The 15,064-nt window shown below is 62.1% G+C and carries 13 protein-coding genes and 4 tRNA genes; 1 reads left to right on the forward strand and 16 read right to left on the reverse strand.

Annotation, left to right across the window (positions count from 1 at the left end; genetic code table 11):
- Window positions 1-8: 8 nt before the first annotated feature.
- The 13 genes from plsY to ACTQ1S_RS08010 all read right to left on the reverse strand — a co-directional run bounded on the left by plsY (window position 9) and on the right by ACTQ1S_RS08010 (window position 11,605).
- Window positions 9-692: a glycerol-3-phosphate 1-O-acyltransferase PlsY gene (gene plsY / locus ACTQ1S_RS07950; RefSeq protein WP_441547468.1), complete on the reverse strand. Its 684-nt coding sequence runs from the start codon at window positions 690-692 to the stop codon at window positions 9-11.
- Window positions 685-2,019 (reverse strand): ribosome biogenesis GTPase Der, encoded by a 1,335-nt coding sequence (gene der, locus ACTQ1S_RS07955; protein WP_154516463.1) that lies wholly within the window; start codon window positions 2,017-2,019, stop codon window positions 685-687. Before der ends, plsY begins: the two co-directional genes overlap by 8 nt.
- A gap of 10 nt (window positions 2,020-2,029) precedes the next feature.
- Complete coding sequence (locus ACTQ1S_RS07960; RefSeq protein ID WP_441547469.1) at window positions 2,030-3,472, reverse strand: DUF512 domain-containing protein; 1,443 nt, start codon at window positions 3,470-3,472, stop codon at window positions 2,030-2,032.
- A gap of 2 nt (window positions 3,473-3,474) precedes the next feature.
- Window positions 3,475-4,374: a 4-hydroxy-3-methylbut-2-enyl diphosphate reductase gene (locus ACTQ1S_RS07965; protein ID WP_441547470.1), complete on the reverse strand. Its 900-nt coding sequence runs from the start codon at window positions 4,372-4,374 to the stop codon at window positions 3,475-3,477.
- Window positions 4,375-4,376: 2 nt separating this feature from the next.
- Window positions 4,377-5,105, reverse strand: coding sequence for a lysophospholipid acyltransferase family protein (locus ACTQ1S_RS07970; RefSeq protein WP_441547471.1), 729 nt, complete (start codon window positions 5,103-5,105; stop codon window positions 4,377-4,379).
- A gap of 3 nt (window positions 5,106-5,108) precedes the next feature.
- Window positions 5,109-5,795, reverse strand: a complete 687-nt coding sequence (cmk, locus tag ACTQ1S_RS07975) for a (d)CMP kinase (protein WP_441547472.1) — start codon at window positions 5,793-5,795, stop codon at window positions 5,109-5,111.
- 66 nt (window positions 5,796-5,861) lie between these two features.
- On the reverse strand, window positions 5,862-6,827 hold the full coding sequence (locus tag ACTQ1S_RS07980; RefSeq protein WP_441547473.1) for a pseudouridine synthase: 966 nt from the start codon (window positions 6,825-6,827) through the stop codon (window positions 5,862-5,864).
- Window positions 6,814-7,542 (reverse strand): SMC-Scp complex subunit ScpB, encoded by a 729-nt coding sequence (gene scpB, locus ACTQ1S_RS07985; RefSeq protein WP_441538761.1) that lies wholly within the window; start codon window positions 7,540-7,542, stop codon window positions 6,814-6,816. The genes ACTQ1S_RS07980 and scpB overlap by 14 nt, the downstream gene beginning before the upstream one ends.
- Before the next feature lie 11 nt (window positions 7,543-7,553).
- Window positions 7,554-8,363 carry a segregation and condensation protein A gene (locus ACTQ1S_RS07990; protein WP_427748056.1) on the reverse strand — a complete coding sequence of 270 codons (810 nt, stop codon included), beginning with the start codon at window positions 8,361-8,363 and terminating at the stop codon, window positions 7,554-7,556.
- Window positions 8,364-8,447: 84 nt separating this feature from the next.
- Complete coding sequence (locus tag ACTQ1S_RS07995; RefSeq protein ID WP_441538759.1) at window positions 8,448-9,131, reverse strand: site-2 protease family protein; 684 nt, start codon at window positions 9,129-9,131, stop codon at window positions 8,448-8,450.
- A gap of 9 nt (window positions 9,132-9,140) precedes the next feature.
- The gene (locus ACTQ1S_RS08000; protein ID WP_427717404.1) at window positions 9,141-9,437 is read right to left on the reverse strand and encodes a hypothetical protein; all 297 of its coding nucleotides are present in this window, start codon (window positions 9,435-9,437) and stop codon (window positions 9,141-9,143) included.
- Window positions 9,424-11,457 (reverse strand): ABC-F family ATP-binding cassette domain-containing protein, encoded by a 2,034-nt coding sequence (locus ACTQ1S_RS08005; RefSeq protein ID WP_441547474.1) that lies wholly within the window; start codon window positions 11,455-11,457, stop codon window positions 9,424-9,426. Before ACTQ1S_RS08005 ends, ACTQ1S_RS08000 begins: the two co-directional genes overlap by 14 nt.
- A 75-nt stretch (window positions 11,458-11,532) precedes the next feature.
- A tRNA-Ala gene (locus ACTQ1S_RS08010) sits at window positions 11,533-11,605 on the reverse strand.
- Between the two features lie 708 nt (window positions 11,606-12,313).
- On the opposite strand from ACTQ1S_RS08010, the gene ACTQ1S_RS08015 reads away from it, so the two are divergent.
- Window positions 12,314-12,389, forward strand: a tRNA-Ile gene (locus ACTQ1S_RS08015).
- 208 nt (window positions 12,390-12,597) lie between these two features.
- On the opposite strand, the gene ACTQ1S_RS08020 is transcribed toward ACTQ1S_RS08015, so the two are convergent.
- The 3 genes from ACTQ1S_RS08020 to ACTQ1S_RS08030 form a co-directional block, all read right to left on the reverse strand.
- Window positions 12,598-12,670, reverse strand: a tRNA-Ala gene (locus ACTQ1S_RS08020).
- Window positions 12,671-13,196: 526 nt separating this feature from the next.
- Complete coding sequence (locus ACTQ1S_RS08025) at window positions 13,197-14,354, reverse strand: hypothetical protein (RefSeq protein WP_441547475.1); 1,158 nt, start codon at window positions 14,352-14,354, stop codon at window positions 13,197-13,199.
- Between the two features lie 383 nt (window positions 14,355-14,737).
- A tRNA-Val gene (locus tag ACTQ1S_RS08030) sits at window positions 14,738-14,812 on the reverse strand.
- Window positions 14,813-15,064: the final 252 nt, after the last annotated feature.

The following is a 15,064-nucleotide window of genomic DNA, read 5'->3' on the forward strand; positions in this document are numbered from 1 at the left end:
ACTCTCTCCTACTTATCGTCGGGCTCGGTGACGCGCTTGGTAAACGAGAGCTTGGATTCCTTACCCGTCATGAGCTTTTTGATGTTCGCGCGATGGGCCCACACCACGGTGATGCCGATCATCGCCATGCAAAACTTGAGGCCCAGGCTGCTGTACGGAAAGACCGCGCAGGCGGCGATGGGAAGACCGATGGCCGCGGCAAGCGAGCCCACCGACACATACTTGGTGATGGCGACGGCCACGATAAACATGCCCAGTAGCGAAAGTCCGATGGGCCAGTACCAGGCCAGTATGACGCCCAGCCCCACAGCGATGCCCTTACCGCCGCGGAAGTTGAGGTAGGGCGAGAAGATGTGTCCCCACACGGCAGCCAGGCAAATGACGCCGAGCATCCAGTCGCCGGCGGCACCGGGAGCCATGATGCTCACCGTGAATCCATAGCCCACGCTCGCGATGAGCGGACGCGCGATAAGGACGCAGATGGCGCCCTTCAAGCAGTCGAGCAGCAGCGTGAGCGCGGCGACCTTGGGGCCGGCTACGCGCAGGGCGTTGGTGGTGCCGATGTTGCCGGAGCCCGCCTTGCGAATATCCGTGTGGTTGAACACGCGGCCCAGGATCAGGCCAAACGGAATCGCTCCGATAAAGAACGAGACCACGGCGCAGATGGCGGTCAGCAGAATCGGATTATGCATCCTTTTGCTCCTTCTTCCTAAAGAAGAGTCGAATGGGCGTGCCGGAAAAATCGAAGGTAGAGCGCATACGGTTCTCCACATAGCGCTGGTAGGTGTCGTTGACCAGGTCGCTGTGGTTGACGAAGAACGTAAACGTCGGAGGGTTAACGCCCGTCTGGGTCACGTAGTGCATGCGCAGGCGGCGCTTGCCGTCCACCACGGTGTGGCCAAACTCGCGCAGGTCGGTAAGGAAGGTGTTGAGGCGCGAGGTGGTGATCTTTTGCGAGCGCGTCTTCTCGGCGGCGTCGACCATTGCCCAGATCTTCTCGACGCCACGGCCGGTCAGGGCCGAGATGCGCAGGTACTGGGCCCAGGGAGCCATGACGCCCAGACGGCGGTCGACGGTCTCCATGCAGGCCTCGCGCTTGCGGTCGTCGTCGAGCAGGTCCCACTTGTTGAGCAGAACGACGATGGCGCAGCCGCGTTCGATGGCCAAGCCCATGACCTTCTGGTCCTGCTCGGTAACGCCCACGGAGGCGTCGACGACGAGCAGTGCCACGTCAGCACGGTCGATGGCGCGCAGGCCGCGGACCATGGAGTAGTACTCGATGTTCTCGTACACGGTGCTCTTCTTGCGAATACCCGCGGTGTCGACCATGCGGTAGTGCTTGCCGTTGCGCTCCACGACGGTGTCGATGGCGTCGCGCGTCGTGCCGGCAATGTTTGACACGATAGAGCGGTCGGCGCCCAGGATGCGGTTGAACAGCGAGGACTTACCGGCATTGGGGCGGCCGATGATGGCGACGTTCAGCGCGTCGGGGAACTCGTCGGCGACCTCGTCCTCCTCCTCGGGCAACAGGGCAACGATGTCGTCGAGCAGGTCGCCCGTGCCGTGGCCGTGCAGGGCCGAGAGCGGCGTTGGCTCGCCGATGCCGAGCGAATAAAACTCCCAGATGCTGTCGTTTTCGCGATCGGGGTTGTCGAGCTTGTTCACCAGCAGAAAGACCGGCTTGTCGCAGCGCTTGAGCATGCGGGCGACCGACTCGTCCTCCTCGGTGACGCCGGTGCGACCGTCGACCACAAACAGGATGACGGCGGCTTCCTCGGCGGCGGCGAGGGCCTGGTCGCGGATGGACGTGGCAAAGACGTCATCGCTCTTGAGCGGCTCGATGCCACCCGTGTCGACGATGGTGAACTCGCGGCCGTTCCAATCGGCCGTGTGGTAGGAGCGGTCGCGTGTTACGCCGCGGGACTCATGGACGATGGCGTCCGAGGTCTGGGCCAAGCGGTTAACGAGCGTGGACTTGCCCACGTTGGGGCGTCCGACGACGGCGACGATAGGTTTCATCTGCACTCCTTTAATGGGTAGGGTCAGCGGAATTAGTAGAGTCTGCGGGCACAATGCCAAGGATATGCTCCAGGGTATCGAGCAGCTCATGCGGCATGGTCGATACCACATGAACCTCGGCGCCGCGAGCTTTAAGGCTTGCGAGTAAATCGTCACGATGATACTCGTCAAGCGTCATGCCGTCAGCGTTGAACATGAGCTTAGGCACAAAGAGCATAACCCCCGAGAGGTCCTGCGGCAGCTGCTCCAGAATGTCGCAGGCGACGATGAGGCCGGTCACGTCCACGTTGCCGCCAAAGTAACGGTTTTCGATAGCGGTGACGGTGCCGGCAAGGCCCCGTGGCGACTCCACAAAGCGCGCCACGGTGTCGCGCGCACTGGTGCCGCAGAGGCACAGGAGGCGCTGGTTGCGCCCGGCGATTGCCTCGCGGACGCAGGCCAGACGCTCGGCGTCGGCGGCAAGCACGTCGTCGGTCTCGTCCAGATACGAGCGGATCATACCGATGCCGTCGTAATACTGCGGGTAGCCGTCGTAAAAATCGGCCTGGGGTGGCTCGATGCCGGCGTCCAGATAGAACTCGTCGCTCATCTGGAAGGTGTGGCGGCCAAAGCGCTTGTAGGCACGATCCTGGAAGGGACGGATCATGGCAATGGTTTCGCGCGCGAGCTCAGGTTTGTCGCTGTATGACCAGGTAAAGCGCCTCTGGTGCTTGGTAAAACCGAGCGGCACAATGCCCAGGCTCGTGATCTGCTCGTGTTCCTCGCAAAAGCGTAGGGTCTTTTGCAGCTCCTCGCCGTCGTTCATGCCGGGACACAGCACAATCTGCGCGTGGATCTCGATGCCGGCGGCCATGATGGCCTCGAGCACGTCCATGCCGCGCTGGGCGTTGCGGCCCATCATGCGGCGGCGGACGTCGGGGCTTACGGCATGGACCGACACGTTCATGGGGCTCATGTTGCGGTCGATAACGTTTTGCACGTCCTCGTCGGAAAGGTTCGTGAGCGTGACAAAGTTGCCCTGCAAAAAGCTCAGGCGGTAGTCGTCATCGCGAATATACAGCGTGGAGCGGCCGCCCTTGGGCAGCATGGTCATAAAGCAGAACACGCAGGCGTTCACACAGGTACGCATGCCGTCAAAGATAGGGCCGTCGAACTCAAGGCCCCAGTCCTCGCCGGGAAAGCGATCGAGCTCGACGGGGGTGACGGTGCCGTCGCGCGGGTCGAATACCTCAAGTTCGACGGTGTCCTCGTCGGCCTCCCAGAGCCACACAATCATATCGGTGAGTGCCTCACCGTTGACCGTGAGCACGCGCATGCCCGGCTCGATACCCACATCCCATGCGGGCGATTCGGGACGCACGTTCTTTACGAGCGCGCCCTCACCCGGCTCGGGGTCGCGGCTGCGCCCGTAATCGGCCACCTCGGCGGCGTATGCGGGTACGGTCTGGTCCATGATTAGCGACAAAGCTCCTTGATGCGCGCAACGGCGCGTTCGATGTGTTCTTGCGGAGTTGAGGCTCCGGCGGTGATGCCGATGTGGCGCGCGTTGGCAAACCATGCGGCCTCAAGCTCGGATGCTTCCTCGATGTGATGGGTGTGCTCGCAGACATCGGCACAAATCTGTGCCAAGCGGCGCGTATTGCCCGAATTTTTGCCGCCCACGACGACCATGCAGTCGCAGCGGTTGGCAAGTGCAGCCGCCGCCTGCTGGCGCTCGCTCGTGGCAGCGCAGATCGTGTTGATCACACGCAGCTCCTGCACGCGCGGGGTGATGGAGGCCACTACCTCGGCCAGGTTCTGCGCGGTTTGGGTGGTCTGCACAACCAGGCCCACCTTGCCCTTGAGCGGCAGCGCGTCCGCATCGGCAGCGCAACTCACGACCTGCGCGTCATCGCCGGCGTGGCCCAGGATGCCCTCAACCTCGGGGTGGCCCGGCTCGCCCACGACAATCACACGGTAGCCCTCGCGCACCAGGCGCTCGGCCGCCACATGGACCTTCTTGACGTAGGGGCAGGTGGCATCGACCACGGTAAGGCCGCGCTCGCGAGCAGCCTCGATTACCTGCGGCACCACGCCGTGCGCGCGGATAATCACGGTGCCCGACGCGGCGTCATCCAAGGTGTCGGCCAGATCAACGCCTGCCTCGGCGAGCTCGAGCACCACGATGGGGTTATGGATGAGCGGACCCAGCGTGTGGACCTGAGCGCTCTCCCCTGCCTGCGGCGCGGCGGCCAGCGCCATGTCGAGCGCGCGCTGTACGCCGTAGCAGGTACCGGCATGCGCTGCGATTTCGATGGTGGGGACGTCTGCCTTGCCGGGCGCAGCCTCGACGGTGTTCATGACGTTCTCGCCCATGGCTAGAACCTGCCGGGGTGCTCGGCGCACAGGTCGTCGCGCATGGCGTAGACGCGGCTCATGGCCTCGGACTCAAACCATGCCAGGCGCTCCTTGCGCTTGAGCTCGGCCGGTGCATCGGATAGCGAGATGGCCTTGCCGGCACGAATCCAGCACTTTTTGGGGCGCATGAGCTTTTTGCCCGCAGGCGTGATATCGGACCAGCCGCAGATGGCGAGCGGGTTGACGGGTGCCTTGCCCATCTGGGCAATGAGCGCAAAGCCGCCGTGGACCTCGGGCTTGATCTCGCGCGAGCGGATGCGCGTGCCCTCGGGGAAGATCAGGACGTCCTCGCCGCGCTGCAGCGCATGCTGGGCGGCGCGCAGACACTTCATGTCGGCGGTGCCGCGCTCGACGGGAATGCCGCCCACGCGGCTAAAGGCCCAGCGCACGATCTTGCTCTTGGCAAACTCGGACTTAAAGATGGGGCGAACGCGGCGGCCGCCAAAAAACAGCGCCGTCTCTACAGCCAGGAGCTCGGCCATCGAGGTGTGGTTGCAGATGACCACGCTGCCGCGGCCTTCCTGGCGCTCAAACAGCAGGACGCTGTCCTCGACCTTCCAACGCCACATGAGCTTGGAGAAGACCCACAGGATGCCCATGACCACGGCGACGGTGCCGCGGATGAGCGCCGGGAACTCGGCATAAGGCGCGTTGTAGTAATCCTCGGGCGTCTGCTTAAACAGGCGCATGAGCTACCTCCTTTGGTTGATGAGGTCCTCGATTATCGAGACGACCTCGTCGATGGTATGTGCGGTGGAGTCGACGTGCACCGCGTCCTCGGCGGGCACAAGCGGCGCGACCTCGCGGCTGCTGTCGAGCTTGTCGCGCTGCTTGAGGGCGTCGAGGGTCTCGTCGACCTCCGCCTCGAGCTGCTCTTCGGTGGGCGGCTGGGCGTCGTTTTGGTGGCGCTGCAGCACGCGGCGACGGGCGCGTTCGCGCGGATCGGCGGTCAGGAACACCTTGACCTGCGCGTTGGGGAACACGACGGTGCCGATGTCGCGACCCTCGGCCACGATGTCGCGGTCCTCGGCGGCGCGACGCTGATGGATGAGCATGGCCGCGCGTACGCCCGGGTAGGCCGAGACCTTGGAGACGTTAGCGTCCACCTGCGGGGTGCGAATGGCAGCCGAGGCGTCCGCGCCGTCGATGGTCAGGCGCGTGTCCTCGCCGGCGCCGTTGGTAAAGCGGATCTCGATCTGCTCGGCGAGGGCATCGATGGCTGCCTCGTCGTCCAGATCGATACCTCGGTCGAGCGCGGCGAAGGTGACGGCGCGATACATGGCGCCCGTGTCGAGCTTGTTAAAGCCCAGCTGGCGGGCGATCTCCTTGGCGATGGTGGACTTGCCGGATCCGGCGGGGCCGTCGATGGCGACGATCATGCAATGCTTCCTTTCGGTGGTTGACGTGCTGGTATGGGACGCGGGCGCTGCGGCTTGGCGGACTGGCTAGCCCGTGTAGCGCTCGCGGTAGGTGTTGCGCTTGGGCGCGGAGCCGTGGCTGCCGTGGTGACGCGTGCGGCTCGCGGTGTTGGTCGCCGGCGCAGCGCCGCGCTTGGCGCCGGCCTGCTTAGGCGGGATGCCGCCGGCCTTGAGGATCTGCACCTCGCGGTCGGTGAGCTCGCGCCACGAGCCCTTGGCCACGTCCTTGAGCTCCAGGCCGGCAAAGTTGCAGCGGTGCAGGCGGATCACCGGGTGGTGGATCTTGCTCAGCATGCGCTTGACCTGGTTCTTGCGCCCCTCGCGGATAATGACCTCCACGGCGGTTGTGCCGGGCGTCACACCCTGCGGAGCCACCGCCTCGGCCTCGCGCGCGCTGATGACACGGCAGATTGCCGGCTGGCAGAGGCCGTCGTCGAGCTCGATGCCGCGGCGCAGCGGTTCCAAGTCGCGATCGGTCAGGTGGCCGTCCACCAGCGCCTGGTAGGTCTTGTAGACGTGCTTGCTGGGGTGCAGCAGGTCCTGCGACAGGTCGCCGTCGGTGGTAAAGAGCAAAAGGCCCGTAGTGTCGCGGTCCAGGCGACCCACCGGGAAGAGCCCCGGAAAGCGGTCGCGCGGGACCAGGTCGGCCACGCAGGGGCGCTCCTGCGGATCGCTCATGGTGGTGAGGTAGCCGGTCGGCTTGTAGAGCATCAGGTACACGGCGCCCTGGTTGAGCTTGACGGGCATGCCGTCAACCTCGATATGGTCGCGGTCCACATCGACCTTGGTGCCCAGTTCGGTCGCGACCTGACCGTTGACAGTCACGCGGCCGGCGGTCATCAGGTCCTCCGAGCCGCGGCGGCTCGCCACGCCCGCGCGCGCCAAAAAGCGCTGCAGGCGCATGGTGTGCGGGTAGACGGGCTGGGCGTCGGTCGCGGGTGCGCCCGTGGCACCGGCGGCGCGCGTCTCCCCTGCTTCGCTAGTCCTCGTCATGCGTATCCTCCGCAGCGTCGTCGACGGCAAGTGTTCCCTCGCCACCGACTGCCTCGACATCCTCAACATCGGTATCCAGCAGCTCGCGCTCTTCGTCCAGGTCCTCGACCTGCTCCTCGAGCGTAGACTGAATGCTGCGGCCGCTCAGGCGCTCGCGGATAAATTGACGCGACTGCTCGTCGGGGGCAAACTGCTCCAGATCGGGCAGGTCGCGGGTGGAGCGCAGACCGAACTTCTCCAAAAAGGCGTTGGTCGTGCCGTAAATGATGGCCTGACCGCGCTGGGGGTCGCGACCGAGCTCGCGCACCAGACCCTTGTCAACGAGCGACGCGATGACGCCGTCGGAGTTGACGCCGCGGATGCCCTTGACCACCTCGCGCGTGACGGGCTGGTGGTAGGCGATCACAGCAAGAGTCTCGAGCGCCGCCTGCGACAGTTTTTGCGTGTCCCAGCTCAGCACATAAGCTTCGACCACGTCATGGTAGGCGGGATGCGTAAACAGGCGCCAGCCGCCGGCGACCTCGCGCAGCTGAAAGCCGCGATTGGCCTCCTCGTACTCAACTTTGAGCTCGGCCAAAAGCGACGCACACTCGCCCGGGGCGATATCCAGCGCATCTGCCAGCGCGGGCGCGCTCACCGGATCGCTCGAAACCAGCAGGAGCGCCTCGAGGGCGCCTTTGAGGCTGTTTGCCTCTAGCGTAGAAAGGGTTGACATGGTTGCCGCTCCTATTCGGTGAGCTCGGGGCCCTCGCCGGGCACGTATGCCTCGGCGCCCTCGACGCGGTTGATGCGGATGGTTCCAAAGATCTCGTCCTGGCTCAGGGTGAGCGAGCCTCGCTTGGCGAGCTCCAGCATGGCCAGGAAGGTGACGACGAGTTGCTCGGTGGTGGCGTCGCCGTCTAACAGCTCGCGGAAGGTGCAGGTTTGGTGCGCCATGGTAAAGCGGTCGACCGAGGCCACCGTCAGGTCGAGCGGCACGCGATGCGGCGCCACGTGCTCGGCCTCCAGCAGGAAGGTCTGGCGCTTGCCGTCAAGGTCGGCGCAGATGACGGCGAGGCCGCGCAGCGTGATACCGGCCAGGTAGTCGGGCATAAGGCCCAAAAACTCGGGGTCGGGACCGGCCACGCGCGGATGCATGCGGCTTTCGGCCTGCATGCGCGCGCCAAGAGCCGCCGCCGCACCCTTAAACTGCTTGTAGGCGATCAGGCGCTGGATCAGGACCTCGCGCAGGGCGTCGCCGTCGAGCGCGCTGAGCTCTTCGAGGTCTTCGTCAATCTCGTCATCGTCGTCGGCTTTGCGCGGGGCCTCCTGCGGCACCAGCGAGGCGGCCTTGATGTCCAAAAGGGTTGCCGCGACCAGTAAAAAGTCGCTCGCCACGTCCAGGTCCAGCGCCTCAATACGCTCGACCTCGGCCAGGTACTGCTCGGCCACCTCGCTGATAGAGATGGCGCCGATATCAACTTTTTGGCGGGTTACCAACTGCAGCAGCAGGTCGAACGGTCCGCTGTAGACCTGCGTCGACACGCGATACGACATCTTCGACCTCCTTTGACGGCGCCTTCGCGGCGCGGTTTGGGTGCATGTTGCGACCGTTTTGCACGGTCGACCTGTAAGTTTACCTTAGATGCCGGCGATTGCGAAGTTAAGCAGCTGCCCAGCGAGCGGATACACGGTAACGTCGAAATATCGTCCGATCACGTCGATGCCGGTCCACATGGGCAGCAGATACAGCACAATGATGAGTATGGGCATGGCGTATTGCTGCAGTTGGTAGTAATTGGTGAGCGCCTTGCCTTTGAGAAACGGCACGATGATAGACGAGCCGTCGAGCGGCGGAATCGGGATGAGGTTAAAGAACGCAAGCGACAGGTTGACCACGATAAAGGTGGCGCCGAAGTTCATGATTTGGGACGCTACGGCAAAGGACATACTGGTGTAGAGGTTGCCGTATGCTGCGTGCATGATGGCGGCCGCAAGGCACGCCAGTGCGATGTTCGATGCGGGGCCTGCCGCGCTCACCAAGACCTCGTCGCGCTTAGGGTGCTTGAGGTTGTTGAGGTAGACCGGCACGGGCTTGGCGAAGGCGAACACCGGGCCGCCGGCGGCGAGCATGAGCAGCGGTAGGATGATGGTGCCAAACGGGTCGATATGGTTGAGCGGGTTGAGCGAGACGCGGCCGCGCGAACGGGCCGTTTTGTCGCCGAGCGCCCAGGCCGCGGCGGCGTGCGCGCTCTCGTGGATCACGATGCCCACGATGACGGCGACGGCGCTGGCAAGCAGGTTCATGAGGTAGCTGCTGGACATGGCACTCCCCTAGCGGACGCGGCGCGAGGCGCGCGTGAGCAGGTAGTCGGCCACAAACAGGATGACGGCCACGATGGCGTAATCCAGGCGGAACACACCGCCAAAGGGCGATGTGATGACGCCGTAGCCGGCGATGGCGCTTGGCAGCGCGCGCGAAAGCTCTACGACAAAGCCCACAATCTGCAGCTTGGCGGAGAGGCCGCTAAAGCACAGCAGCACGGTCATCGCGCTCATAAAGATGCCGCAGATGCGACAGGCGATGGCGATGATGCTCATCGCCACGGCAGCGGCCTTACGAGAGTTCACGCGCGGTCTCCTCTTCGATTTGGGTGGAAAGCTCCAGCCATTCGTCCTCGAGCTTGGGCAGCCCTTGCTTAAGGCCGTTATATTCCCCCAGGGCGGCGTTGAACTTATCCTGATCGGCATAAAGCTCTTCGCTCGCCATCAATTCCATAAGCTCGTCATAGCGGGCGCGCTTCTTGTCCAGCTCGGCCTCGATCTTCTTGAGCTGGTTGCGCACGCCTTTGAGCTTTTTGTTGAGCGCAGCGCGGGCCTGGGCCTCGGCGCGCTTTTGCTCCTTGGTCTTTTTGCCCTCGGCTGGCTTGGGGGCCGCAGCGGGGGTATCGGCCTGGGCGGCGCTGGCTTTGGTGGGCTTGGCCGCGGAAGGTGTGCTCTCCCCTGCCGCCTCGGCGGCGGCGCGGGCCGCGAGGTCCTCGCGCTTGTAGAGGTAGTAGTCGTAGTCGCCGTCATAGACCGTGACCTTGCCATCGCGGATATCGATCACGCGGTTGGCCACGGCTCGCACCAGGTGCTCGTCGTGGCTAATCAGCACGATGGTGCCGGGGAAGTTTTGCAGGGCGTTCTCGAGCATGTCCACCGAGTCGATGTCCAGGTGGTTAGTGGGCTCGTCCAGGCACAGAAGTGCCTCGGGGGCCACGAGCATCTTAGCCAGGGCCAGACGCGCCTTTTCGCCGCCGGAAAGAACGCGAACCTGCTTTTCGATGGAATCGTTGTCGCTAAACAGGAAGGCGCCCAGTAGGCTGCGCTGCTGCGGCACGGTCCACTTGGGCGTGACGGTGTCGATTTCTTGCAGGACGGTGTTGGACTCGGTCATGCCTTCGAGCGCGTGCTGGGCGTAATAGGCCACGCCCACGTTGGTACCCAGGTCGCGCGTGCCGGTAGTGGGCGGCTCCAGGCCGGCGATGATCTTCATGAGGGTGGACTTGCCGGCGCCGTTGGGGCCGACGAGCGCCACGTGCTCGCCGCGATAGAGCTTGAGGTCGATATCGCTATAGATGTGCTTGTTGCCGTAGGACTTGGACACGCCCTCTAGGCCCACGACCATGTCGCCCGAGCGCGGCGGGTCGGGGAACTTAAAGTCGATGTGCTTGTGGCCTTCGGGCAGGATGACGAGCTCCTTTTTGATTTGCTCGATCTTGCGGATGCGCTCCTGCGCCTGGGCGGCTTTGGTGGGCTTGTAGCGGAACTTGTCGACGAAAACCTGCATGTGGGCGATGTCGCGCTCCTGGGCGGCACGCTTGGCGCGCATCTGCTCCAAGTTGTCCTCGCGCTGCTTGAGGTAGCTGCTGTAATTGCCGGTGTAGGTGGTCACGCGGCGGTTCTCGAGCGCGGCGACGTGGTCGACGCAGGCGTCCATAAAGGCGCGGTCGTGGCTGACGATGAGCACGGCGCCGTCGTAGTTGGCGATAAAGCCGCGCAACCACTGGACGCTTTCGAGGTCCAGGTGGTTGGTGGGCTCGTCCAGAAGTAGCAGGTCGGGATGGCGCAGGAAGAGCTTGGCCAGCGCGATGCGCATCTGCCAGCCGCCCGAGAACTCGGAACACGGGCGCTCAAAGTCGGTGACCTTAAAGCCCAGACCGGACAGGATCTTGCGGGCATTGCTTTCGAGCTCGTAGCCGCCCAAGTGCTCAAAGCGGTCCTGGACCTGGCCGTACTCGTTAAGGAGCGCGTCGACGTCCTTGCCCTGCTCAGAGAGCTCGGTGATCTGGGCCTGCAGCTCGTTGGCGCGCTCACCCATGCGGCGGATTTCCTTGGCGGCGGCCATGACCTCGGCGAGGACGGTCGTATCCTTGTGCTCCAGGTTGGTTTCCTGCTCGAGGTAGCCCACCTGACAGTCCTTGGAGTACTGGACCTGGCCGGCGTCGGGGCTGTCGATACCCATGATGATTTTGAGCATGGTGGTTTTGCCGGCGCCGTTGGGTCCCACGAGCGCAAAGCGTTCGCCGGGGTTGATCTGAAAGGACGCGCCGCTAAAGAGGACGCGCGCGCCGAAGCTTTTTTCGATCTTGTCGACCAGGAGGATCATGGTGCCGCCTTTGACCTTGTGTGCCTATATGAAAAAAGGCCCCAACTTGCGTTGGAGCCTCATTCAATGCTCGGGTGGAGACGAGGGGGATCGAACCCCTGACCTCTTGACTGCCAGTCAAGCGCTCTCCCAGCTGAGCTACGCCCCCGTGCGAAGAAGTACTATACGGGAACTCCCCCGCCGATGCAAGGACAATCTCGGAAAAATCTTTCGGCGGCGGGGCCGGGGATGCGGGACGGGCTCGGGAGCGAGGGGCCCGCGGTGCCCGATCCGGCCCGCGGGGGCGCGCCCCGCGGGCGGCGGCCACGCCGCCGCCCCCTCTCCGGCGCCCTTGGGACATCTCGAGTCCCGCCGGCCGCCGTTTTTTCGCTTCCGCGGCGCGGGCCGCCATCCGCCCAACGGCCATCCCGCCGGCACCAGGCCCATTATCGGGACCAATCGCGCCCCCGCCCACCCGGCGATCTCAAAACCATGCCGGTTTACGGGGCCAGGCCGGGAACCCTCGGGCATGCCGTAATCGGTAAAATCAAAACCGCAGGTAGACGACTTGCGAATTTCGTGAAATGCAGGGTATGGACGGCCGGTCCGGGTCCAGCCCCGTAATCCGGCATGGTTTTGAAATGGCACCAGTTCGCCGATGGTTAACTCTATTTGCAGTCTTGGGATAATGGCTTGAACAATTCCCATCCAGTGATATTTCTTGTGATGCATCTTGATTGTCAGGGAATACCGGGTGTTAAAAACATGGCTTGATCGTGCGTTGTGCGACATGCTTGTGCATGGTAGTATTTCAAATCGTGATTTAACCCGATGGGAAATGAATTTCCATTGTTGAAATTATTATCACAGTACATAAGGGCTCTTGGCGCAACGGTTAGCGCAGGGGACTCATAATCCCTGGGTTCTGGGTTCGAATCCCGGAGGGCCCACCAGAGTATTTCGAGGCCGGGCAACACGCCTGGCCTCTTTACATTGCGTTGACGCCTTATTTTGGCCTGCAATGGCGTAGGGCGTTAATTTCATTCATATTTGCAATTTAGGATGGATTTACTTCAACAGCCACTAAGTAAAGATAAACTGCAGGACGATTGATATGAAAAAAGGCCCCAACTTGCGTTGGAGCCTCATTCAATGCTCGGGTGGAGACGAGGGGGATCGAACCCCTGACCTCTTGACTGCCAGTCAAGCGCTCTCCCAGCTGAGCTACGCCCCCGTGCGAAGAAGTACTATACGGGAACTCCCCCGCCGATGCAAGGACAATCTCGGAAAAATCTTTCGGCGGCGGGGCCGGGGATGCGGGACGGGCTCGGGAGCGAGGGGCCCGCGGTGCCCGATCCGGCCCGCGGGGGCGCGCCCCGCGGGCGGCGGCCACGCCGCCGCCCCCTCTCCGGCGCCCTTGGGACATCTCGAGTCCCGCCGGCCGCCGTTTTTTCGCTTCCGCGGCGCGGGCCGCCATCCGCCCAACGGCCATCCCGCCGGCACCAGGCCCATTATCGGGACCAATCGCGCCCCCGCCCACCCGGCGATCTCAAAACCATGCCGGTTTACGGGGCCAGGCCGGGAACCCTCGGGCATGCCGTAATCGGTAAAATCAAAACCGCAGGTAGACGACTTGCGAATTTCGTGAAATGCAGGGTATGGACGGCCGGTCCGGGTCCAGCCCCGTAATCCGGCATGGTTTTGAAATGGCACTAATTCGCTGGCAGTCAAACAAGGTTGTTCTAGTATCTCGTTGCCGGCTAATTCCCGATTTCCAACCAGTTGCACAAAACATTTGCTCGCAGTCGCGTCTCGGCGCGCTTCATCGCCTCGGATTTGGCTTTATATCGAATCCCCAAACGACTGCAGACGCTTTTGACTATGGTGTCTTGCTGCTTTTTGTCGTTAAGCATATCGTGGGTTACCAGGAACACGTCGAAACCCATGCTCTGGAGCGCAGTCATACGTTCCGCATCGTGGTCAAGTACCGCGCCTGATCCATGGATGACTTCACCTTGAATCTCGATAATTACTGCCTTCATTAGCATTGGGTTCACAATTACGATGTCGCCGTAGCAGACCTTTTGACCTGCGATGCTTTGGGCTGCCTCGGATAGAGGGGTTAAATCGTTGAGGTATACGTATCTGAAACCTGAACCACCTAGACGTCGAGAACGACTTAGGAGCAGGGCCCCCGCGACCTCGAGTGGAGATGCAGCAATGCCGATAACCTGTTGAGCGGCATCATAAAACTGCTTTCCCCACATTTGACTTTTGACCTTATCGGCGAATCGATGCAGGTCGCTCAGTTCGATAAGCGGCTTTCTCATCCAAAGAGAAGTACCTTTGAGTTTCGTAACCTCTCTTCCATCCTCACGCTTGCTCGTTTTGCCTTCATTAACTGGGTCCTTTACGGTTGCGTGGGCATAAACTCGTTTCCAAGGAACCTCGTCTTCGCCTTCTCCAAGTTCGAACAGATCCTGTGTGCTGGAATTACGATTCTCCTCTTCTGCCATTTTTAGCTGCATTTCGGCAGCGGGAGTTGGCTCGAAAACAGAAAACCAGCCGCAAAGTTCGTACATAGCCAGCACGAGATCTATTTGAGACACAAAGCGTGTCATAGTAAATAACGTGTTAAGCGGATTGGTGACACTAAAGCCTAAATGAGTGTCGATTGTTGCGCTGGCTTCCGATGCCCCTTCCCAGCGAATAGTGGAGCGCAATCCCGAGTGGTGATTGCAACAACCTGGCGAAGCTACAGCGATAATCGGGGTCTTGAGGACGTCGGTTACAAAGGGCGATTGGGATAGAGCTCGCCAGCCGTCTTCGGAGTTGGGTAGGCGCGGGTAGAGATCGCGCACCTGCGGCGGGCAGCGCCAGTAGCGGAATGCGGTGTTTGCGCAGACGATTTCGTCCATTTGCGTCTCCCCTGGTTTCGGCCGCGGGCCGTGTGGATCACGGGCATGGCCGATAATCTACTGGGCCTTCATGCGGGTAAGTACCGGAAGCAAACCAATAGCTTGACGAGTTCTGCCGAAGATCCCTCGTGTGATAGAAATCCGCTGGAAGGAGCTCTGGGCGTGTGGTCCCTGTCTCCACATTTACGCGCGGATCACATGGGTAATTCAATGAAAATACCCATGCGTTATATACAAAACATGCAATGGCGTCGGTAAATAGGGCGCGATATAAAATGACGCCTTATACGACTGCAATTCGATTTTGGTGTCAGTTCTTGTGTCACCCTTGGTATCAAAAAGAAAAAGGCCAGAGGCTTAACGCCTCTGACCTGTGCTTTTGATGGTGGGCGATACAAGATTCGAACTTGTGACCCCATCCGTGTGAAGGATATGCTCTACCCCTGAGCCAATCGCCCGTCGCCTTTCGGCAAAAGAGATACTAACATAGCCGCGCGCGGTTTACCAAGAACTTTTTGCCCTCGATTTTAAATTCGTGGGCGCCAGTCATGCCAAAGCAACCAAAGGAACCGGCAAACCCGCAGCTAAACCACCCTTTAGATCGCGTCGAAAATGTTGGTGTAAGGGTGACACCCTAGCGCTCGTTTAACGAAGAACGGCCTTCGTCCTAGAATCTGAAATCACCACAACAACAGGTTCTAGGAAAGGAC

Origin of the sequence: Collinsella sp. LCP21S3_D3, from assembly GCF_052118305.1 — a bacterium.
Classification (GTDB): domain Bacteria; phylum Actinomycetota; class Coriobacteriia; order Coriobacteriales; family Coriobacteriaceae; genus Collinsella.

Bases quoted from the DNA above. Each gene is read 5' to 3' on its own strand.
- plsY (WP_441547468.1), bottom strand. From the start codon at position 692: ATGCATAATCCGATTCTGCTGACCGCCATCTGCGCCGTGGTCTCGTTC.
- der (WP_154516463.1), bottom strand. From the start codon at position 2,019: ATGAAACCTATCGTCGCCGTCGTCGGACGCCCCAACGTGGGCAAGTCC.
- ACTQ1S_RS07960 (WP_441547469.1), bottom strand. From the start codon at position 3,472: ATGGACCAGACCGTACCCGCATACGCCGCCGAGGTGGCCGATTACGGG.
- ACTQ1S_RS07965 (WP_441547470.1), bottom strand. From the start codon at position 4,374: ATGGGCGAGAACGTCATGAACACCGTCGAGGCTGCGCCCGGCAAGGCA.
- ACTQ1S_RS07970 (WP_441547471.1), bottom strand. From the start codon at position 5,105: ATGCGCCTGTTTAAGCAGACGCCCGAGGATTACTACAACGCGCCTTAT.
- cmk (WP_441547472.1), bottom strand. From the start codon at position 5,795: ATGATCGTCGCCATCGACGGCCCCGCCGGATCCGGCAAGTCCACCATC.
- ACTQ1S_RS07980 (WP_441547473.1), bottom strand. From the start codon at position 6,827: ATGACGAGGACTAGCGAAGCAGGGGAGACGCGCGCCGCCGGTGCCACG.
- scpB (WP_441538761.1), bottom strand. From the start codon at position 7,542: ATGTCAACCCTTTCTACGCTAGAGGCAAACAGCCTCAAAGGCGCCCTC.
- ACTQ1S_RS07990 (WP_427748056.1), bottom strand. From the start codon at position 8,363: ATGTCGTATCGCGTGTCGACGCAGGTCTACAGCGGACCGTTCGACCTG.
- ACTQ1S_RS07995 (WP_441538759.1), bottom strand. From the start codon at position 9,131: ATGTCCAGCAGCTACCTCATGAACCTGCTTGCCAGCGCCGTCGCCGTC.
- ACTQ1S_RS08005 (WP_441547474.1), bottom strand. From the start codon at position 11,457: ATGATCCTCCTGGTCGACAAGATCGAAAAAAGCTTCGGCGCGCGCGTC.
- ACTQ1S_RS08025 (WP_441547475.1), bottom strand. From the start codon at position 14,354: ATGGACGAAATCGTCTGCGCAAACACCGCATTCCGCTACTGGCGCTGC.